This window comes from Methylococcus sp. ANG (genome assembly GCF_040730495.1).
Taxonomy (GTDB): domain Bacteria; phylum Pseudomonadota; class Gammaproteobacteria; order Methylococcales; family Methylococcaceae; genus Methylococcus.
This window is the reverse complement of sequence record NZ_CP160399.1, coordinates 208,635-228,104: the sequence shown is the minus strand read 5'-3', so window position 1 is coordinate 228,104 and position 19,470 is coordinate 208,635. Positions and strand designations below refer to the sequence as shown.

Here is a 19,470-nt window from a genome sequence, read left to right as displayed (position 1 = left end):
TGCGTCATTTTAAGTTCTGACCTGGCCGTCGCCCAGCACGATGAATTTCTGGGTGGTGAGCCCTTCCAGGCCGACGGGCCCTCGCGCATGCAGCTTGTCGGTGCTGATGCCGATCTCCGCCCCCAGGCCGTACTCGAAGCCGTCGGCGAAACGCGTCGAGGCGTTCACCATGACCGAAGCCGAATCGACCTCCCGCAGGAAGCGGCGGGCGCGGCTGTAGTCTTCTGTGATGATGGCGTCGGTGTGGCCGGAGCCGTGCTGATGAATATGCTCGATCGCCTCGTCCAGGCCGACGACCACGCGAATCGCCAGGATCGGCGCCAGGTATTCGGTATCCCAGTCCGTCTCCGAAGCCGGACAGCAATCCGGCACGATGCGGCGGGTTTCGGGGCAGCCGCGCAGTTCGACGCCCTTGTCCCGATAAAGCGCGGCCAGTTCCGGCAGGATCGCCTGCGCGACGCCCGCGGCGACCAGCAGGGTTTCCATGGCGTTGCAGACCCCGTAGCGCTGGGTCTTGGCGTTGATCGCGATGTTGCGGGCTTTGGCAAGGTCCGCGCCGTCGTCGATGTAGACGTGGCAGATGCCGTCCAGGTGCTTGATGACCGGAATCCGCGATTCGGCAACGATGCGCTCGATCAGCGAACGCCCGCCGCGCGGCACGATGATGTCGACATATTTGTCCGCCGCCAGCAGCGCGCCGACCGCCGCCCGGTCGGTGGTCTCGACGAGCTGGACCGCGTCGGCCGGCAGGCCGCCGGCTTCCAGGCCCTGGCGGATGCAGGCCGCGATGGCCTTGTTGGAATGGATCGCCTCGGAGCCGCCGCGCAGAATGCAGGCGTTGCCGGACTTCAGGCACAGCCCCGCCGCATCGGCGGTCACGTTGGGGCGGGATTCGTAGATGATGCCGATGACGCCGAGCGGCACCCGCATCCGCCCGACCTGGATGCCGGACGGCCGGTAGGTCAGCCCGCTGATTTCACCCACCGGGTCGGGCAGCGCGGCGATCTCCCGAAGGCCCGCCGCCATGGCCGCGACCCGTTTGGCGTCGATACCCAGCCGCTCGAGCTGGGCCCGGTCCAGCCCCTTGACCTCACCCGCCTCGAGGTCCTTGCGGTTCGCCTCGATCAGCGCGCCCGCCGATCCCTCGAGCGCATCGGCGATGGCCAGTAGCGCCCGGTTCTTCGCCGCGGTCTCGGCCCGGCCCAGGACCCGGCTGACTTCGCGGGCGCGCCGCGCCAGGCCGTCCACGTATGTCGCCACGGCCTCCGGTTCGGCCGGACGCAATGCGCTCACCGCCGTCATTGTTCCTTCGGCCCGCTGCGTTCGATCGCCTGGCCCATGCAGGTCATGATGTAGTCGGTCATGCGCAGCGCCGCCTGGTTCGCGGCCTTGACCGATCCGAACAGGTCCTTGTACTCCTCTGCGACTTTCTCGAAATCGCCCGAGCCTTTCACCGAATAGAACTTGGCATAAGCCGTCAGATATTGCTTGCGCCGCGGGTCCCCCGGAAAGCCCGGCAAATCGTCCGTCAGATCGTGGATCACGCAGTCCGCGATTTCACCCGGATCGAGCTTGTAATCCTTGAGATCGCTGTCGTCCTGGAGCTTGGTCAGCAGCGCTTCGCGCAGATCGCCCTGTTCCTTGCCGGCGCACGCGGTCAGAAGCGCGAGCACAAGAACCAATGAGAATTTCCCCTTCATGCAATCAACCGTTTGATGATAATAATGCCGACTCGGCCGCTCGCCGCCATCGGTCCGGATTGTACCCGCAACTCGGGTATACGAGGCCTGACAGTGGAAATGATACAGCGAATCCGCACCTTTTGCGGAATGGAGCGGCACCGGCTTTCGCCGGACCCATGAATATCCTATAAATGTCCAATCGCTTACACATCTTGAGGCTATTCTGGGCAAGACCCGTGGCACTACGGTAAGGACGTAAGGGAGCAGAACGTGACAGATTGCTACGCGCTTTCGCCGATGCAGGGAAACATGCTCTCGGCGACCCTGTTCGATCAGCGGGAAGGTACCTATATCCAGCAACTGGTGTTGCGAACCGGCGAAAACCTCGACGAAGACGCTTACCGGGAAGCCTGGACCCGCATGGTCGCGAGGCACGACATCCTGCGGACGGCATTCGTCTGGCGGAACCTGGAGGCGCCGCTGCAACGGGTCGAACCCGCCGTGACGATGCCCTGGTCTGACCTCGACTGGCGCGGGCTGGCGCGGACGGAACAGGAGAGCCGGTTCGACGCCTTCCTCGCCGAGGACAGGCTGCGGGGCTTCGACATGGCTGAGGCGCCTCTCCACCGCCTGACCCTGATTCGCATCGCCGAGGAAGAATACTGGGCAGTCTGGACTTACCACCACGCGCTGCTGGACGGACGGGCGCGGCTCATCATCATGGAAGAGCTGTTCCGGGTCTACCAGGCGCTGCGCGACGGCCACGAGCCGGAACTGCCGCCGGCGACGCCGTACCGCAGCTACATCGACTGGCTGGACTCCCTCGACTTCGCGGCGAGTGAAGGCTACTGGCGCGGTCTGCTGGCGGATTTCGAAGAACCCAACCGCGTCCTGAGCGCCCTGCCCGAGCCGCGGCCCCTGTCGCCCGCCCACACCGGCGGACTGGTTCAAGCCTGGGCGCCTCCGGCCCTTTATGAGGCGCTCCAGGAACTCGCGAAGAAACAGGACGTCACGCTCAACACCCTGGTCCAGGCCGCCTGGGGCCTGCTGATCGCACGCCACAGCGGGCTCGACGACGTGGTGTTCGGCGCCACGCGTTCCTGCCGGAAATCCGTGCCGGAGGGCGAGGCCATCGTCGGACCGATCATCAACACCACGCCGGTGCGCCTGAAGATCGACCCCGACTTGTCCGTCGCCGAATTCATCCGCGAGCTTCGGCGCCAGCACCTGAGCGTGCGCGAACACGAGCATACGCCGACGGCCCGCATCCACGCCTGGAGCGGCCTGCCGGCCGGCATGCCGCTGTTCACCACCATCGTAGTCTTCGAGAACTACCACGTGGTGAAGTCCCGCGGCGGCGACTGGGACAAGCGCCGCTTCGAACTGAAGGAACAGACCGACCACCTCATCCTGGCGGGCTACCTCGCCGACGGCCTGCTGCTCAAGATCGAATACGACCGCCGCCTGTTCGAGGACGGCACCGTCGAGCGCATGCTGCAGCAGCTCCTGACGATCCTCGAGAGCCTGGCGGCCTGCGCCGGCGGCAAACTCGCAGACCTGCGCAGCCTCCCGGACGACGAACTACGCCGCCTGCTGGTGGAGTGGAACGACACCGGCACCAGCTACCCCGAAGCCACGCTGGGCGAACTCTTCTCCGCACAGGCGCGCCGCACGCCGGACGCCATCGCGGTCCAAAGCGGAAACCAACGCCTCAGCTACGGCGAGCTGGAACGGCGCTCGAACCGGTTGGCGGCGCTTTTGCTGCGCAAAGGCACGGGTCCCGGTTCCGTGGTCGCCCTGCTGCTCGACCGCGGTTGCGAACTCGCCGTCGGCCTCCTCGGCGTGCTGAAGGCCGGCGGCGCCTACCTGCCGCTGGACCCCGCCTACCCCGAAGAGCGGCTCGCCTACATGCTCGAGGACTCGGGCGCGCGGATCGTACTGACCCGGACCGCCCTGGCCGATGCCCTTCACCATCCCGGCGTCGAACTGCTGCGGCTGGACACCGGCTGGGAAACCGACCCCGCCGGCTCGGACGAAGCTCCCCCGTGCTGCGCGACGCCGGACGACGTCGCCTATCTGATGTATACCTCCGGTTCCACGGGCCTGCCGAAAGGCGTGATGGTCCCGCACCGCGGCGTCGTCAACCTGTGCGCGGCGATGCGGCGCCGCTACGGGCTGGGACCCCACGACCGCGTCCTGCAGTACGCCTCCATCAGTTTCGACATCTGCGTGGAGGAGATATACCCGACTTGGCACGCCGGCGGCACGGTCGTCTTCCGCGACGAGACCCAGGGCCATTCGGTCCACGAGTTCCTGGAGTGGGCCGCCCGCGAAGGGATCACCGTGTTCGACATCCCTACCGCGTTCTGGAACGAACTGGTACGGGGACTCACCGCCAGCGGCGGAGGTCTGCCCGACAGCCTGCGATTGACCGTGGTCGGCGGGGAAAAGGCCTCCCGTGCCATGCTGGAGGCTTGGGACCGGCTGCCCGGCGCGGAACATGTGGCTTGGCTCAACACCTACGGCCCGACCGAAACGACGGTCACCGCGACCGTCTACCAGCCGCCGCAGTTCTCCCCTGCCGGCCCGTCGGCCGCCGATCCGCCGATCGGCAGGCCCATCGACAACGTCCGCCTGTACGTGCTCGACCGCCATCTGAAACCGCTGCCCATCGGCGTGCCGGGCGAGCTGTACATCGGCGGCGCCGGCGTGGCGAAAGGCTATCTGCGGCGTCCCGAACTCACCGCCGCGGCCTTTCTCCCCGATCCGTTCGCCGGCGACCCCGAGGCCCGGATGTACCGCACCGGCGACTTGGTGCGTTACGGCGCGGATGGCCAGTTGTCATTCGTGGGACGCAACAACGACCAGATCAAGATCAGCGGCTTCCGCGTCGAACCGGGCGAAATCGAGGCGGCGATCGAGCGCCATGACGGTGTGGCGCAGGCCGCGGTGAAGGCCATCGAAGCGGCCGGCGGGAAATATCTCGCCGCCTACGTCGTTCCGGCGCCGGGCAGCCGGTTCGAAGCCGAGGGCCTGGAAGCCTTCCTGCGGAGCACCCTGCCGGAGCACGAAATCCCCCGCGTATTCGTAGCCATGGCGGAATTCCCGCTCACGCCGGGCGGCAAGCTGGACCGCAAGGCGCTGCCCGATCCGGCCACCCCCTCTGCCACAACCAGCAGCGCCGAAGTTCCCCGCAACGACACCGAGCGTAAACTCGCCGCGATCTTTGCGGAAATCTTCCCGGCCCGTTCTATCGGCATCCGGGACAGCTTCTTCGCCATGGGCGGCGACTCCCTGCGCGCCTTCCAGCTCCTCACCCGGATCGAACTGGTTTGCGGCCAACGGCTTTCGTTCGCCGCCCTGGCGAGGGCCGCCACGGTCGAACAACTGGCGGCACTGGTCGACGGCAGCGGCAAGACCGAGGCGCAGAACACCCACATCGTTCCCCTGAGCCTGGAGGCCGCCCAGGCACCCGCGCTTTTCCTCGTCCACGGCGTGGGCGGCAGCGTGCACTGGTATCACGCCCTGGCTGAACTTCTGAAAGCCGACTTCAACGTCTACGGCATCCAGTCGCCCGGCATGGACGAAGGCGAGGACGACATGGTCGGCGCCGATGTCGAAAGCCTGGCCCGGCTCTACATCTCGGAAATCAAGGCCGTCCAGGCACAGGGACCGTATTGGATCGGCGGCCACTCCATGGGGGGCATCATCGCCTTCGAAATGGCCCGCCAGTTCCACGCCCTGGGAGACGGGGTCGCGCTGGTGGCGAACTTCGACAACTGGAACCGCGCGGCGGACGCCCCCGGTTTCATCACCAAGCTGCTCCGCCTCGCCGTCCATTTCCTGAAACTCGGCACCGCGGACAAGCTGCGGTTCCTGCGCGACAAAATGCAGTGGGCGAAACAGTGCTTCAGCGCACGTCTGGCGCGCGACCGAGCCGACGTCCGCCCGCTGGAGGAAATGAAAGCCGCGAACGTCAAGGCCGCCTACCGTTACGCGCCCGGCTTCTATCCCGGCACCCTGACGCTGTTCCGCGCCCGCCAGCAGGCCGCCACGGCGCTGGACGATCCGCTGCTCGGCTGGAACGGACTAGCGGAGGAAATCGACGTCGTGGAGGTGCCCGGCAACCATTACACCCTGCTCGGCGAACCGCACGTCCGCTCGCTGGCCGACGAACTGAGGCGCCGGGCGCGGACCCCCGGAAACAGCGGGCGTTGATCCCGCTCCCACACCTCGCGGGATACCATGCCGTTCAGCCATTCCTACCCGTTCGACCCGGCCTACGGGTTTTCTCTCGACCAGTTGCTCCGGGTGGAACCGCCCGACCCGCCGGAAGACTTCGCCGCTTTCTGGTCGGCGCGGTATGACGAGGCCAGGAACGTTGCGCCCAGGCCGGAACTCCGCCGCTGCGGCTGGAGCCATCCTCGCTTCCAGGCATTCGACCTCACCTACCGATCGACCGGCGCGATCACCATCGGCGGCTGGGCGCTGGTTCCGGCGCACGGCCGGATCCGCCGCGGCTTCGTGGTCGGCCACGGCTATGGCGGCCGCGACGGGCCCGATCTCGACCTCCCCTTCGACGACGCCGTCGTCCTGTTTCCCTGCTTCCGCGGCCTCTCCCGCAGCCGCTGCGCCGACATTCCGGAAACGCCGGACCGCCACGTCCTCTGCGGGATCGAGGACCGCGACCGCTACGTCCTCGGCGGTTGCGTCGAAGACCTCTGGCTGGCCGTCAGCACCCTGCTCGATCTGTTTCCCGAGGTGGAGGGCCGCGTCGGCTACCTCGGCATCAGCTTCGGCGGCGGCATCGGCGCCTTGAGCCTGCCCTGGGAACCACGCCTCCAGAGGGCCCATCTCAACGTCCCGACCTTCGGCCATCAGCCGCTGCGGCTGACCCTGCCGACCGTCGGCAGCGGAGAATCGGTCCGGCGGTATCGGTCCTCACACGGTAACGTGACGGCAACCTTGGCCTACTACGATGCCGCCATCGCCGCGCGTTTCACGGGCATCCCGGTACACGTCGCCGCCGCCCTGTTCGATCCAGCCGTCGCGCCCCCCGGCCAGTTCGCCGTCTTCAACGCGCTCGCCGGACCGAAGGAGCTGTTCGTGTTGGACGCCGGGCATTTCGACTATCCGCGCAAGCCCGAACAGGACCGATCGCTGTCCGCCGCCATCGCGGCATTTTTCGAACCGCTATGAACCGGGAATATCACCGCTGGTACACCGAACGCCTGGGCCGAGACATGGAACTGCTGGTTTTCGGCCATGCCGGCGCCAAAGTCCTGGTCTTCCCGACCCGTGACGGCCGCTTCCACGAGTACGAAGACCTCCGGCTGGTGGAAAGCCTGCGGCACAAGATCAAGGCCGGACACCTGCAACTGTTCTGCCTGGACAGCATCGACCACGAATCGCTCTATTGCTTCTGGCGCCATCCGGCCGAGCGCATCCGGCGCCACGTCCAGTTCGAGGAATACATCCTCAACGAGGTGTTCCCGCTGATGGCCGCGAAAAACCCGCATCCCTGCACCATCGCGCACGGCTGCAGCCTGGGCGCGTTCCACGCCGTCAACATCGCCTTCCGCCACCCTCACCTGTTCCGCAAGGTGGCCGCCTTCTCCGGCCGCTACGATCTGACGCTTGGCGTGGAACACTTCCGCGACCTGTTCGACGGCTATTACGACGACACCATCTACTACCACACCCCCTCCCATTTTCTCCCCAACCTGGAATGCCACTGGCGGCTCGAAGCGCTGCGGCGCATGGACATCGTGCTCGTGGTGGGCGGCGACGATCCTTTTCTAGGCAACAACCGCGACCTGAGCCGGATTCTGTGGTCCAAGGGCATCCCCCACGCCCTCCATACCTGGGACGGGCGCGCCCACCAGGGTCGTGCCTGGCGGAAGATGGCGCCGTTGTACGTCTGAGCCATCCCGTTATACACAACTCCCAGCCCCTCGACTCCCGTCCCCTCTCGCAAAAAGACCGGGAGAATACGGCTTGCCACAACTTGGGTATAACGGGATGCCAATAACCGAGCCACTTCTTCCTGGGTCAGGCGCTTGGCCTGCCAACCCCGATACGCTTCTTCAAATCGCATCTTCCCGATCTCCTGTGACAACTCCGTCCGTCTCATCAGGCACCTCCTTACAGCACCCAATAAAACCGGACAAACCTCGCGCTACGAGTCCGGACAGTTTATTTGCTCTCAACACGGGACGTTGGCTGTTTCAAAGAATTAGTGGTAAAGTCAGGGTTCGTGGTTTCGCTCGAGGTCGGTATCCGGCGCGCCGCTTAGTTGTCACGCTGGACGTAACACAAGAGTTCGTTGTAATGCCTACAATCTCAATGTTCTATGGAATACTTATCCGAATGTTTTTCTATGATACGGATAAGCATAACGTGCCACATATCCACGCCGAATATCAAGGCCAAGTAGCCGTTTACTCGATTCTCGATGGAACCGTCTTGGCGGGTGAACTTCCACAGAAGAAACACAAACTGGTCGTCGCATGGATTGAAATACACCAAGATGATTTGCTTGCTGATTGGCAATTGGCCATCAATGGCAAGAAGCCGTTTCCAATTCGAGGACTCGATCAATGAATATTGCCGAGATCATTCCGAAAGATAACTATATACTATATATAAAAGCCGAAAATGGAAAAGCGGGTTTATTCGATGTAAAACCGTTTCTTGACTCCGATGCCTTTGCTCCGCTGAAAGATAAAGCTGAATTCGAACGAATTCATAACGGTAAGTACTTTATTGAGTGGGACTGCGGAGCAGACCTCTCTGCCGATACTATTGAGGCACGATGGAAAACTACATCAACTGGAGACGCCCTGCAATGCGCCCCAGCGGACTCCACGGACGCTGCGCCGCCGAGCTGATTCGTTCGGGTCTATGAGGACTGATGTGACAACTAGTGTCTAATTGCATTATTAAGCGACTGTAATATCATGTCTCCGTTACCCACAGGAACGGAGGGAAGGATGGCGCGAGTTGCCATATCGGTGAGTTGTACGGACCAAGATCGGCGTGAGTTGGAGCGTTTGAGCAATAGCCGCACCGATGAGGCTCGTCTGGTCGAGCGCGCCAAGATTGTCATGGGCTGCCTGGCGGGCAAGCGCAATGACGAGATTGCTGCTGAGTTGGGCATCCGGCCCGGCACGGTGGGTATCTGGCGCAGACGCTTTGCGGCTGAAGGGTTGAAAGGACTGCGTGATCGAAAAAGACCGGGCAAGCCTCCGCGGTACCCGCCGTCCGAGTTGCGCAATCGATTGCTTGCACAGATTGAACAGCCGCCGCCGGCCGGACAGGCGACGTGGGATGGCGGGTCGTTGTCGAAAGCCTTGGGGGTTTCCGATGATGCCGTCTGGCGCCTGTTGCGCAAAGAAGGCATCCAACTCCAGCGGCATCGCTCGTGGTGCGTCAGCACGGACCCTCAGTTTGCCATCAAGTCGGCCGACATTATCGGGCTGTACCTGAATCCGCCGCAAAATGCGTTGGTCATTTCCGTTGATGAAAAGCCTTCCATTCAGGCGCTGGAAAGGGCCAGCGGTTTCGTCTTTACCAGCAGCGGCAAGCTGGTTCGTGGATTGAAAAGCACCTATAAGCGCCATGGCACGATCAATCTTTTTGCGGCCTTGAATGTGGCGACCGGTACCATTCAGTCCAAAACCACCACGACCAAGAAGCGTCCTGACTTTCAGGCCTTTCTCGATGAGGTGGTCGCCGATGTTCCGGCTGATCGGGAAATTCATGTGATTCTCGACAACTATTGCACTCACAAGAAGAACGATGACTGGTTGGCCGCCCATCCCAACGTGCACTTTCACTTCACGCCCACTTCAGCCAGTTGGTTGAACCAAGTGGAAATCTGGTTTGGCATCATGACCCGCAAGGCCTTACGTGGGGCCAGTTTCAACAGCATCGACCAACTGGCGCAGGCGATCAACGATTTCATCGCCGCCTACAACGACAAGGCCGCCCCATTCGTCTGGCGCAAGCGGGAAGTCAAAGGCTCCCAGCTGCGCAATACTATCGCTAATTTACGCAATTAAACACTAGCTGTCTCTGCACCACGGCACATCACCTGTTCACTCGAAGAACGTAGCGACCCCCGTTAGCCCTCTTTGAACCCCATTACTTTACCCAGCCCACCGGCTGAATCTAGTGTCTAATTGCATTATTAAGCGACTGTAATATCATGTCTCCGTTACCCACAGGAACGGAGGGAAGGATGGCGCGAGTTGCCATATCGGTGAGTTGTACGGACCAAGACCGGCGTGAGTTGGAGCGTTTGAGCAATAGCCGCACCGAGGAGGCTCGTCTGGTCGAACGCGCCAAGATTGTCATGGGCTGTCTGGCGGGCAAGCGCAATGACGAAATTGCTGCTGAACTCGGTATCCGGCCCGGCACGGTCGGTGTCTGGCGCAGGCGCTTTGCGGCTGAAGGGTTGAAAGGACTGCGTGATCGAAAAAGACCGGGCAAGCCTCCGCGGTACCCGCCGTCCGAGTTGCGCAATCGATTGCTTGCGCAGATTGAACAGCCGCCGCCGGCCGGACAGGCGACGTGGGATGGCGGGTCGTTGTCGAAAGCCTTGGGGGTTTCCGATGATGCCGTCTGGCGTCTGTTGCGCAAAGAAGGCATCCAACTCCAGCGGCATCGCTCGTGGTGCGTCAGCACGGACCCTCAGTTTGCCATCAAGTCGGCCGACATTATCGGGCTGTACCTGAATCCGCCGCAAAATGCGTTGGTCATTTCCGTTGATGAAAAGCCTTCCATTCAGGCGCTGGAAAGGGCCAGCGGTTTCGTCTTTACCAGCAGCGGCAAGCTGGTTCGTGGATTGAAAAGCACCTATAAGCGCCATGGCACGATCAATCTTTTTGCGGCCTTGAATGTGGCGACCGGTACCATTCAGTCCAAAACCACCACGACCAAGAAGCGTCCTGACTTTCAGGCCTTTCTCGATGAGGTGGTCGCCGATGTTCCGGCTGATCGGGAAATTCATGTGATTCTCGACAACTATTGCACTCACAAGAAGAACGATGACTGGTTGGCCGCCCATCCCAACGTGCACTTTCACTTCACGCCCACTTCAGCCAGTTGGTTGAACCAAGTGGAAATCTGGTTTGGCATCATGACCCGCAAGGCCTTACGTGGGGCCAGTTTCAACAGCATCGACCAACTGGCGCAGGCGATCAACGATTTCATCGCCGCCTACAACGACAAGGCCGCCCCATTCGTCTGGCGCAAGCGGGAAGTCAAAGGCTCCCAGCTGCGCAATACTATCGCTAATTTACGCAATTAAACACTAGGTATCGCATGTCCGACCCACCTCTATGGTTCTGGATCGACGCTAGCGGCATCTTATCTTCCAACGCGTCACCCAAAGCAGAGTGAATCGAAATAATGCCGCTGTGATTCACCTTTTCATCCCAGCTCGGAGCGCCGCCTCGGCGCAGAACGCGGACAGGTCTTGGAGTACGGTTTGTACCGTCTGATTGGCCGCCACCACTCCTCCGTAGGGATCCTCGCTGGAGGCCGGAACGACGGCCTCGAACTCGCGCCGAGCCAGCACGCGGCGCGTTTTGTCGTCGATGAGATAGGCGCGGAGCGTGAAACGCACGCGGCTGGGCTGGGTTCCGAATTCGTGTTGCAGCCGAATGATCTCGGTATCTAGCCGCAGGTCGCTGCCCGCGGCACTGGGTGTCAGTATCACGGCGCGGAATGCCCCGGAGCGCTCGAGAGCCGCGACCAGCAGCGGCGCGAGCATGCGCGCCGGCGGGTCCACCCATTCGCTGTGCGCGAAATATTCGAGTTTATGGGCCTCCCGCACATAGATGATGCGCGTGCTGTCAAAACCGGCAGCCGCGAGCGGAGGACTGACGGTCAAGGTCGGTGCCGCAGCGGCCAAGGACTCCGTCGGCTCTATGCCCCGCGCGCTGTCGAGCGAATAGAAGGCCGGGTGCGGCGTCGCCGCCGGAAACAGTAGGCTGCAGGCGCAGGACGCCACGAGGGCTGAACCGGCGGCAAAGCGCCGGCACCAGCGAACGATCGCTATTTTGGTCAAGGCTTTGATGATTCCGTCTCCCGTTCTCCCGGCCCTTCTGGGACCGCTGCATGGCCGAACAACAGTCCGGCCGGATTGCGTTCGGTCTGCTCGCTAAGGCGTCGCAAGGAGGTCGACAGGATGTTGAGTTCGCCGAGCAGGCGTTCCAGTTCGGGCAGTGTTTCCCCGGTGAATCGCGTTAGGTCGGCGCCGAACGAGTCGACTACTGTGCCGACACCGGCGCTTGTCCGGGCGACGGTATTACCCATGTTCTCCACCGCATCGGCGCCGCGTCCGATGCGATCGATCACGGGCCCGGCCTGCGCGGTTATCCGCGCTGTGTTGCCGAAAGTGCGGGCGGCATCGGCTATGCCCGCGTCCAGGGTGTCCTTGCGCGCCGCGAGAGTGCGCGCCACGGTGGCGATATCGGCGAGCACGCTGGTGAACGCTGCCCGGTTCTCGCCGCTGAGCAAGGCATTGAGGTTGTTCGAGGTGCTGTCCAACTTGGCAAGCGCGGTGGTGAGCACATTCTCCAGCCGCGCGCTGAGCGAGGGTTTGGTGCGGATCACCGGATATCCGCTTCCCACGGCCGCGCGCAGTGGCGGCGAACTCGGGGTGCCGCCGCTAAGTTCGACATAGGCGATGCCGGTCAGACCCTGGGTTTTCAGAACCGCCAAGGTGTCCTCCTTGATGGGCGTGCCGCGCTCGATGGCGAACACTAGGTTCACCCGTTCCGGGTTGCCCGGGTCAAGCCGGATTTCCCGCACTTTGCCCACGTCGACACCGTTGTATTTGACCGGCGCGTTCAGGTTGAGGCCGGCCACCGATTCGTCCGAGACCGCCAGATATGCGCATTCCGGCGAACGTGACCGTTGATTCCGGTGATCGTGACCGCCGGGGATCTCATGCCGCGCTGGAGGTTGGTTTTTTACTTGGACCGGTCACGTTGGGTCAAGCCGGCGGTGGTTTTGCGCATCGACTCGCCGGTCAGGGGTAGCCGGTGGGCGTTGTGCAGGAGGCGGTCGAGGATGGCATCGGCGAGGGTGGGCTCGCCGAGGTAGTCGTGCCAGTGCTCGACCGGCAGCTGGCTGGCGATGAGGGTGGAGCGCAGGCCGTGGCGGTCTTCGATCAACTCCATGAGGTCGTTGCGCTGAGAGGCGGTGAGCGGCTGGATGCCCCAGTCGTCGAGGATGAGCAGGTCGGTGCGGGCGAGCTGGTTCATGAGCCGGGAATAGGAGCCGTCGCCGCGGGCGACGGCGAGCTGTTCGAGCAGCCGAGGCAGGCGCAGGTAACGGACGGCTAGTCCCTGGCGGCAGGCCTGATTGCCGAGGGCGCAGGCGAGATAGGTCTTGCCGGTGCCGGTGGGGCCGGTGAGGCAGAGATTGTGATGGGCGCGCAGCCAAGAGCCTTCGGCGAGCGCGGCCATTGGGGGACGATGCAGGCCGCGGGGGTGGCGATAGTCGATATCCTCGATGCAGGCGGCAAGGCGCAGCTTGGCGTCCTTGAGCAAACGGCTGAGGCGGCGGTTGTCGCGGTAGAGCAGCTCCCGGTCGACGAGCAGCGCGAAGCGCTCGTCGAAGGAGAGATCGTGGGTGGCGGGCTGTTCGAGCTGTTGTTCGAAGGCCTCGCGCATGCCGGTGAGGCGCAGGGTGTGGAGCTTGTCCAGGGTTTGCTGGGTGAGCATGGTTTTGTCTCCTGTTGTAACGGGTTTCAGTTGTAGTAGTCGGGACCGCGCACGTTGCCGTGGGCCGGCAGCGCCGCGGCGGTCTCGTCATGGGCCTCATGCGGCTGGCGGTCGAGCCCCTTGTCGAGGATGGAGCTGACGGAGCGATAGGACGGTGATTGGATGGCCAAGGCCCGCGCACAGGCCGCCTCCAGCCGCGCTCGGCTGTAGCGCCGAGCGAGATTGAGCAGGCCCAGGCAGGCGCGGTAGCCGTGCTCGGGATGGGGCCGGTTGTTGAGCTGGTGTTCGACCACGTGCAGCGTCGCTACGCCGATGTCTTTGGCCCAGTTCATGAAGCGCCCCGGTGACCACTGGCGGTGCTCGCGGTGGGACTTGGGCATGTGCTCGGGGAGGGTGGAGAAGCGGCCGGCGCCCTGGCGCGGGTGCGCGGCGACGCGGTGTCCCCGGTGCAGCACCTCGATGCTGGTGGCGGTGGCGCGCAGCTCCAGCACCTGGCCGACCAGCGCATGGGGCACGCTGTAGAGGCGACCGCCGAACTCGACGTGGTAGTCGATGCCGGGCTTGACCTGTTTCCACTCGGCGTACTCGTAAGGCACCAGCGGCAGGGGTTTGAGGGCCGGCCGGTCGAGGGACTCGAACAGGTCGCGGCGGCTGTCGGGCTGGCGCTGGAAGGGGCGGCCGTTGAGTGACTCCAGCAGCTCGTGTATGGCCTGGTTGAGGGCCGCCAGGGAGTGGAAGGTGCGATGGCGCAGCCGGGCCAGAATCCACCGTTCCACGACTTGCACGGCCACCTCCACCTTGGCCTTGTCCTTCGGCTGGTAAGGGCGCGCCGGCAGGATGGCGGCGCCGTAGTGGCGGGCCAGCTCGGCGTAGGTGGCGTTGGGCTCGGGGGCGTAGCGGCAGGGCTGGCTCACCGCCGCGCGCAGGTTGTCCGGCACCCACAGCGCGGGGGTGCCGCCGAAGTAGCGCAGGGCGCGCTGATGGGAGGCGATCCAGTCCGGCAGCGCCTGGGTCCAGGTGGCCTCGGCGTAGGTGTAGCTGGAGGCGCCGAGCACGGCGACGAACACCTGCGCCTGGCGCAGCTCGCCGGTGGCGGGGTCGATCACCGGAACGGTGGGGCCGCAGTAGTCGAGAAAGAGCTTCTCGCCGGCGTGGTGAACCTGGCGCATGCTGCGCCGCTGCTGGCCCTGCCAGAGCCGGTAACGGTGGCAGAACTGGCTGTAACGGTAAGCGGCCTCGCCGTGGGTCGCCACGTACTCGGCCCACAGCAGCTGCAGGGTCACCCCCTTGCGCTTGAGCTCGTGGTGAAGGCGCGGCAGGTCCGGCTCCACGAAGCGCGCCGGGGCCGTGGGGGCGGGGAACAGCAACCGCTCCAGGGCCGCCTCGTCCATCGCCCCGGGCAGCGGCCAAGCAACGCCCTTCGCCTGGGCGAGGCTCACGTACTTGCTGACCACGCCCTTGGAGACGCCCAGCGCCCGGGCGATCTTCTCGTGGCTGAGCTTCGCCTCGTGCTTGAGGCGCAGAATCTCGGTGATGTGTCGCATGGAACTCCTCTTTGCCGGCATGTCGCCCCCTTCGAAAGTAAAAGGGCGGCTCTATGCCTGTTGGGGTTGAGAAATTCCAGCGCGGCTGAGGTGATTCCGGGAACGTGACCGCGATTTCCGGCATCGTGACCACCGATTCCGGCCGGAAGGCCAAAATCGGTCACGATCAAACGGAATCGCCGGTCACGTTCACCCGGCATGGGCGGTCACGATCAAACGGAATCGGCGGTCACGTTGGGCCGGAATACGCAAGATACAGGTCGTAGCGTTTTTGGAAGGCGCCGCCCGAGGCGAGCCAGAGCGTTCCGGCGATCATCCCGGCGCCGAGAATGAGGACAAACGCGCCGACGAGGGCGTAGTTCACTTTGGTTTCGATGATGGCCCCCGTGGCCTTGTTCTTGCTTTGGCCTGCTGATTTTTCTGTTCCAGTGCTGCCCTTCCGCGCGGACCGTCGAAGAATTGCCGGATGGCGGGATGGCCCATCGCCGAGAGTTCGGACATCGAGCCGACGCCTTGCACCTTGCCCTCGGCGAGGACGGCGACGCGGTCGGCGACCTGCCACAACAGGTCAAGGTCGTGGGTAATGATGACGAGGGTCAAGCCGAACAGGTCGCGCAGCTTGAGCACCAGCTCATCGACGCCGCTAGCACCTTCCGGATCGAGCCCGGCGGTGGGTTCGTCGAGAAACAGCAGTTCCGGATCGAGCGCCAGTGCGCGGGCGAGGGAGGCGCGCTTCATCATGCCGCCGCTGAGTTCGGACGGATACTGCGCGCCGACCGCTGGCGCAAGGCCGGCCATGGCGAGCTTCCAGGCCGCGATCTCATCGATCAGCCCGTCGGCCAGCCCAGTGTGTTCGCGCAGGGGCAGGCCGACGTTTTCCTTGACCGTCAGCGAGCCGAACAAGCCGCCATGCTGGAACATCACGCCCCAGCGCCGGCGCAGCGCTCGGGCGTCGTCGTCGCCGACTTTTCCAAGATCAACGCCGAGCACCCGGATGGAGCCGGAGTCCGGACGTTGTAGCAGGATCATTTCCCGCAGCAGCGTCGATTTGCCGGAACCACTGCCGCCGATCACCGCGAAGATTTCCGCGCGGCGCACTTCGAGGTCGATGTCGGAATGCACCACATGGTCGCCGAAGCGCGTCGATACCTTGTCCATCTCGATGACCGTTGCGTCCGTGGGCGTATCGCTGGGCATTTCAGAGGTCCAGGGCGCTGAAGGCGATGGAGAACAGCGCGTCGGCGACGATCACCAGGAAGATCGATTGCACGACGCTGCGCGTGGTCTGGCGGCCGACGCTGTCGGCCCCGCCCTTGGTTTGGAAGCCCTGGAAGCAGCCGACCACGGCGATGATGGCGGCGAATACCGGCGCCTTGCCGATGCCGACGCCGTAGGCCGCGACGCCGACGGTCTTGACGAAACGGTCGAGGAATTCGCCATAGCCCACGCCGAGTTGCTCGCGCGCCATGAGCATGCCACCGAACACGCCCAGCGCGTCGGCGAACACGGTTAAGAGCGGCAGGGCGATCATCAGCGCGACGATCTTCGGCAGGACCAGGAGTTCCAGGGGCGCGATGCCGAGGGTGCGCATGGCGTCGATCTCCTCGGTCACGGCCATGGTACCGATCTGCGCTGCGTAGGCAGAGCCCGAGCGTCCGGCGACGATGATGGCGGTGATCAAAGGCGCGAACTCGCGCAGCATCGACAGGCCGACCAGATCGGCCACGAAAATGTTGGCGCCATACTGCCTGAGCTGGTCGGCACCTTGGTAAGCGACCACGATCCCGAGCAGGAACGACAGCAGCCCGACGATAGGCAGCGCGTCGAACCCGGCGCGACGTAGGTTGTAAAGGATGGGACGCCATCTGAATCGCGCCGGGCGCGCTACGCATCCGGCGAACGCGGCCGCGCTTTCGCCCACGAATTCGAGTAGCGCGACAGCCTGTTCGAAGACGGTTCCGGCGCTTCGACCGATGCGCTCCAGCGCCGTCAGGGACGGGACAGCGGGGGGCTGGTCGACCGGGTCGGCAAGATATTGCGCCACGACTTCCAGCAGCTTCGCGAATTTCGGGCGCAAGCCGCGCAGAGTCGCGACCCTGTCTTGTTCGCGCAACCGCAGCAGCAGCTTTTGCAGAACCCACGCTCCAGCTGTATCCAGCGCCTCTATACGCGCGCAGTCGACTCTTGCCTCCGTCACGGAGGGAAGGCTCAGCGATTCAAGCTGGGATTCTATGGCGCCGATGCCGAGCGCGGTCCAGCATCCCGATAACTCGAACTCAGCCGGGGCTTGTTGAGCAATTGCCGCAGGTGCTACCGGCATGGGATTCATAGATAGATATTCCGCGAGCTAACTCAATAACCACCAACTCCCAGCTGATGGGTTGAAGATCGGCGAACTAAATCCGCTGACTGAAAGCCAGTGGTATTCTTCCCTATTTAAGCCGCATGTCGTTTTTGACCGATTTCACGCCGCCAACCCCACGCGCCACCGCAACCGCTCTGTTAATATCGGCGCGGGAGTTCACGAAGCCGCTCAGTTGAACCACGCCCTTGAATGTTTCAACGTTGATCTCCGCAGAACTCAAGGAAGGTTCGCTAAATATGGCCGTTTTGACTTTTGAGGTTATTACGCTGTCGTCAACATATTCTCCCATTCCCTCCTGTGTTTGCGTCGACGCGCAACTTACGGTAGTGAGTAACATCAGAGTCAAAAAAAACGCATAAAATAATCTCACAAGGCATTTCATGGCTAATTCTCCTGTTAAACGGCTATCCCAGCAGACTAAATCAAATCATCAATACCGCAGCAAAAAAGGCCTACTGAGATAAGTTCAAGACGCAATAATATGAAGTTTGGGTCGGGATCTAGGGGCAGGTCAAACTTAGAAAACACCTTAGCTTTAGAATTCGCTGGAGTCGGTACGGTAACGCACATACAGGACGCCACCGCAAACTCCACATCAAGACCGCAATTCTACGGTCCAAATCGCTTCGTTCTCGCCCGCCAAATCCATACATAATTGAGGTCCGCGGTCACAGCCCTCATCTGGCGGCCGTGAAGCCTCCACCAGAGCCCTGGAGTCTTGCCTGCCTTCTCTTAGCTTAGGGCCAGGTGAACGACAGCGAAGTCGTCTGCTTGTTTTCGAGCGTTGCGGCTTTATGGATGACCTGCCCGGCCCGATCGGCGGTAACGATGTAACGGCCGGGCTTGAGTTTGGCGAAAAGTTCAGGGCCGTCAGACACCGTTTCCAGGACAGTGTTGCCCCTAGAATCCGCAATATGGACTTTCACGTCGCTGGCATATTCACCTGTGCGTTTCATCGAAAATAGCAGCCTCAGGTTGTAGTCAGCGCGGATGGCTTGCATAGCGCTCCGTTCATCGGCCCCCACCCCACCGCTGACGAACGTAACTTCGCCTTGGGTTTTGGGTTTGATCGGCGACAGCTCCGCAACCGAAAGCAGGCTGAACAATATGCAAGAAAAAATAACCACTAAGTGCAATCGTTTCATGGGAAGTGCTCCTTGACCGTATAGAATAACGACATTGAACACAGCATACAGACGCTGCCGTCTATGTCTGTACGCTACCGTACCGACTGCAAAATTGCTCAACTGAAATGACTGTCAGGGTTTCAGCCCATCCCGTTTACGCCGAGAAGATGGGTTTTGTCTCTCCATGAAAGCCGTGCTCTAGACATAAGGTTCTGGCCTGGACCTCGTCCTTGGTGTCGCTGCCGACTCTGACGAAAGGATCGCGATTCGTCACGCTACATAGTAGAGAACCGCAACATAATGATTGAAGCTGCCTGCCATTACGAAAAGATGCCATATTCCGTGAAAATAGCTGAGTTTTTCATCGAGCGCATAAAACAACACGCCAATGGTATAGAACAAACCACCCAATAGAAGGCAATAAAAGCCCTCAATGGGCATGGCTCGCAACAAGGGGTCGAGCGCGACGATAATCAGCCAGCCCATCGCGAGACAAATAATTATGCGAAGCACTCGATTCTGGTTCTTCGGTGTCAAATCAAGAATAATCCCAAAGCACGCCATTCCCCAGATGGCGACAAATACTTGCCAACCTACGCTTTCGCGGAGAGTAACCAGGGTGAAAGGTGTGTAGGTGCCGGCAATCAAAAGATAAATGGACAGGTGGTCGAGTTTTGAAAAGACGGCCTTGGCGCGGCCCTCTGAGCCGTGATAGAGCGTTGCAAAAACGTAGACCGAGATGAGCGTAAACCCATAAATGCTGAAGCTTGCTATCTTCCAGAGATCGCCCTGACGGACAGCAAACGCCACCAACCAAACAACCCCAAAAATTGCGGCCATCGCACCCGAGAAGGCACTGAGGGTATTGAATCGCTCGGCTTTATTCTCGACCACGAAACCAAGCCAGCTATTTCTGCGTTTCGGATGCGACGAAAACGAACTGGACTCCATAGTGAACCTCTTTAAATATTTACAATGGGCTCAGCGACTCGTTGATTTCGGTATTAGGTAGCG

Annotated in this window: 19 protein-coding genes; 7 read left to right on the top strand and 12 right to left on the bottom strand. The window is 62.4% G+C overall.

Going from position 1 to position 19,470, the window contains the following annotated elements:
- Positions 1-9 precede the first annotated feature (9 nt).
- Positions 10-1,302 (bottom strand): glutamate-5-semialdehyde dehydrogenase, encoded by a 1,293-nt coding sequence (locus ABZN20_RS01045; RefSeq protein ID WP_367026503.1) that lies wholly within the window; start codon positions 1,300-1,302, stop codon positions 10-12.
- Positions 1,299-1,700, bottom strand: coding sequence for a hypothetical protein (locus tag ABZN20_RS01040; protein WP_367026502.1), 402 nt, complete (start codon positions 1,698-1,700; stop codon positions 1,299-1,301). Before ABZN20_RS01040 ends, ABZN20_RS01045 begins: the two co-directional genes overlap by 4 nt.
- A 252-nt stretch (positions 1,701-1,952) precedes the next feature.
- Between ABZN20_RS01040 and ABZN20_RS01035 the strand changes: the two genes are divergently transcribed.
- The 7 genes from ABZN20_RS01035 to ABZN20_RS01005 all read left to right on the top strand — a co-directional run bounded on the left by ABZN20_RS01035 (position 1,953) and on the right by ABZN20_RS01005 (position 10,995).
- Positions 1,953-5,900 (top strand): non-ribosomal peptide synthetase, encoded by a 3,948-nt coding sequence (locus tag ABZN20_RS01035; protein ID WP_367026501.1) that lies wholly within the window; start codon positions 1,953-1,955, stop codon positions 5,898-5,900.
- A gap of 27 nt (positions 5,901-5,927) precedes the next feature.
- On the top strand, positions 5,928-6,881 hold the full coding sequence (locus tag ABZN20_RS01030; protein WP_367026500.1) for an acetylxylan esterase: 954 nt from the start codon (positions 5,928-5,930) through the stop codon (positions 6,879-6,881).
- On the top strand, positions 6,878-7,606 hold the full coding sequence (locus ABZN20_RS01025; protein WP_367026499.1) for an esterase family protein: 729 nt from the start codon (positions 6,878-6,880) through the stop codon (positions 7,604-7,606). Before ABZN20_RS01030 ends, ABZN20_RS01025 begins: the two co-directional genes overlap by 4 nt.
- A gap of 406 nt (positions 7,607-8,012) precedes the next feature.
- Positions 8,013-8,285 carry a DUF4160 domain-containing protein gene (locus ABZN20_RS01020; RefSeq protein WP_218806300.1) on the top strand — a complete coding sequence of 91 codons (273 nt, stop codon included), beginning with the start codon at positions 8,013-8,015 and terminating at the stop codon, positions 8,283-8,285.
- Complete coding sequence (locus ABZN20_RS01015; RefSeq protein WP_218806299.1) at positions 8,282-8,572, top strand: DUF2442 domain-containing protein; 291 nt, start codon at positions 8,282-8,284, stop codon at positions 8,570-8,572. Before ABZN20_RS01020 ends, ABZN20_RS01015 begins: the two co-directional genes overlap by 4 nt.
- A 102-nt stretch (positions 8,573-8,674) precedes the next feature.
- Positions 8,675-9,745: an IS630 family transposase gene (locus tag ABZN20_RS01010; RefSeq protein ID WP_367026497.1), complete on the top strand. Its 1,071-nt coding sequence runs from the start codon at positions 8,675-8,677 to the stop codon at positions 9,743-9,745.
- Positions 9,746-9,924: 179 nt separating this feature from the next.
- Positions 9,925-10,995, top strand: coding sequence for an IS630 family transposase (locus ABZN20_RS01005; protein ID WP_218806107.1), 1,071 nt, complete (start codon positions 9,925-9,927; stop codon positions 10,993-10,995).
- Positions 10,996-11,109: 114 nt separating this feature from the next.
- On the opposite strand, the gene ABZN20_RS01000 is transcribed toward ABZN20_RS01005, so the two are convergent.
- From ABZN20_RS01000 to trhA, 10 genes are all read right to left on the bottom strand, one after another.
- A complete protein-coding gene (locus ABZN20_RS01000; protein WP_218806278.1) occupies positions 11,110-11,757 on the bottom strand; it encodes an ABC-type transport auxiliary lipoprotein family protein in 648 nt (215 codons plus the stop codon).
- Positions 11,754-12,560: an MlaD family protein gene (locus ABZN20_RS00995; RefSeq protein ID WP_367026496.1), complete on the bottom strand. Its 807-nt coding sequence runs from the start codon at positions 12,558-12,560 to the stop codon at positions 11,754-11,756. Before ABZN20_RS00995 ends, ABZN20_RS01000 begins: the two co-directional genes overlap by 4 nt.
- Before the next feature lie 104 nt (positions 12,561-12,664).
- Positions 12,665-13,420, bottom strand: a complete 756-nt coding sequence (gene istB, locus ABZN20_RS00990; protein ID WP_367025276.1) for an IS21-like element helper ATPase IstB — start codon at positions 13,418-13,420, stop codon at positions 12,665-12,667.
- Positions 13,421-13,446: 26 nt separating this feature from the next.
- Positions 13,447-14,985, bottom strand: a complete 1,539-nt coding sequence (istA, locus tag ABZN20_RS00985) for an IS21 family transposase (RefSeq protein WP_367025277.1) — start codon at positions 14,983-14,985, stop codon at positions 13,447-13,449.
- Between the two features lie 208 nt (positions 14,986-15,193).
- A complete protein-coding gene (locus ABZN20_RS00980; protein ID WP_367026495.1) occupies positions 15,194-15,328 on the bottom strand; it encodes a hypothetical protein in 135 nt (44 codons plus the stop codon).
- Entirely contained in the window at positions 15,325-16,086 is a 762-nt protein-coding gene (locus ABZN20_RS00975; protein ID WP_367026494.1) for an ABC transporter ATP-binding protein, read from the bottom strand. The genes ABZN20_RS00980 and ABZN20_RS00975 overlap by 4 nt, the downstream gene beginning before the upstream one ends.
- A gap of 76 nt (positions 16,087-16,162) precedes the next feature.
- Positions 16,163-17,293 carry an ABC transporter permease gene (locus ABZN20_RS00970; protein WP_367026493.1) on the bottom strand — a complete coding sequence of 377 codons (1,131 nt, stop codon included), beginning with the start codon at positions 17,291-17,293 and terminating at the stop codon, positions 16,163-16,165.
- A 103-nt stretch (positions 17,294-17,396) separates the two neighbouring features.
- Positions 17,397-17,711 carry a BON domain-containing protein gene (locus tag ABZN20_RS00965; protein WP_218806274.1) on the bottom strand — a complete coding sequence of 105 codons (315 nt, stop codon included), beginning with the start codon at positions 17,709-17,711 and terminating at the stop codon, positions 17,397-17,399.
- Positions 17,712-18,066: 355 nt separating this feature from the next.
- Entirely contained in the window at positions 18,067-18,474 is a 408-nt protein-coding gene (locus tag ABZN20_RS00960) for a carboxypeptidase regulatory-like domain-containing protein (protein WP_367026492.1), read from the bottom strand.
- Positions 18,475-18,726: 252 nt separating this feature from the next.
- Entirely contained in the window at positions 18,727-19,407 is a 681-nt protein-coding gene (trhA, locus tag ABZN20_RS00955; RefSeq protein WP_367026491.1) for a PAQR family membrane homeostasis protein TrhA, read from the bottom strand.
- Between the last annotated feature and the right edge of the window lie 63 nt (positions 19,408-19,470).

Coding starts and splice junctions, on each gene's coding strand:
- ABZN20_RS01020 (WP_218806300.1), top strand. CDS start 8,013: ATGCCTACAATCTCAATGTTCTATGGAATACTTATCCGAATGTTTTTC.
- ABZN20_RS01040 (WP_367026502.1), bottom strand. CDS start 1,700: ATGAAGGGGAAATTCTCATTGGTTCTTGTGCTCGCGCTTCTGACCGCG.
- ABZN20_RS00965 (WP_218806274.1), bottom strand. CDS start 17,711: ATGAAATGCCTTGTGAGATTATTTTATGCGTTTTTTTTGACTCTGATG.
- trhA (WP_367026491.1), bottom strand. CDS start 19,407: ATGGAGTCCAGTTCGTTTTCGTCGCATCCGAAACGCAGAAATAGCTGG.
- ABZN20_RS01045 (WP_367026503.1), bottom strand. CDS start 1,302: ATGACGGCGGTGAGCGCATTGCGTCCGGCCGAACCGGAGGCCGTGGCG.
- ABZN20_RS00970 (WP_367026493.1), bottom strand. CDS start 17,293: ATGAATCCCATGCCGGTAGCACCTGCGGCAATTGCTCAACAAGCCCCG.
- ABZN20_RS01015 (WP_218806299.1), top strand. CDS start 8,282: ATGAATATTGCCGAGATCATTCCGAAAGATAACTATATACTATATATA.
- ABZN20_RS00960 (WP_367026492.1), bottom strand. CDS start 18,474: ATGAAACGATTGCACTTAGTGGTTATTTTTTCTTGCATATTGTTCAGC.
- ABZN20_RS01005 (WP_218806107.1), top strand. CDS start 9,925: ATGGCGCGAGTTGCCATATCGGTGAGTTGTACGGACCAAGACCGGCGT.
- istB (WP_367025276.1), bottom strand. CDS start 13,420: ATGCTCACCCAGCAAACCCTGGACAAGCTCCACACCCTGCGCCTCACC.
- ABZN20_RS01025 (WP_367026499.1), top strand. CDS start 6,878: ATGAACCGGGAATATCACCGCTGGTACACCGAACGCCTGGGCCGAGAC.
- istA (WP_367025277.1), bottom strand. CDS start 14,985: ATGCCGGCAAAGAGGAGTTCCATGCGACACATCACCGAGATTCTGCGC.
- ABZN20_RS01010 (WP_367026497.1), top strand. CDS start 8,675: ATGGCGCGAGTTGCCATATCGGTGAGTTGTACGGACCAAGATCGGCGT.
- ABZN20_RS01030 (WP_367026500.1), top strand. CDS start 5,928: ATGCCGTTCAGCCATTCCTACCCGTTCGACCCGGCCTACGGGTTTTCT.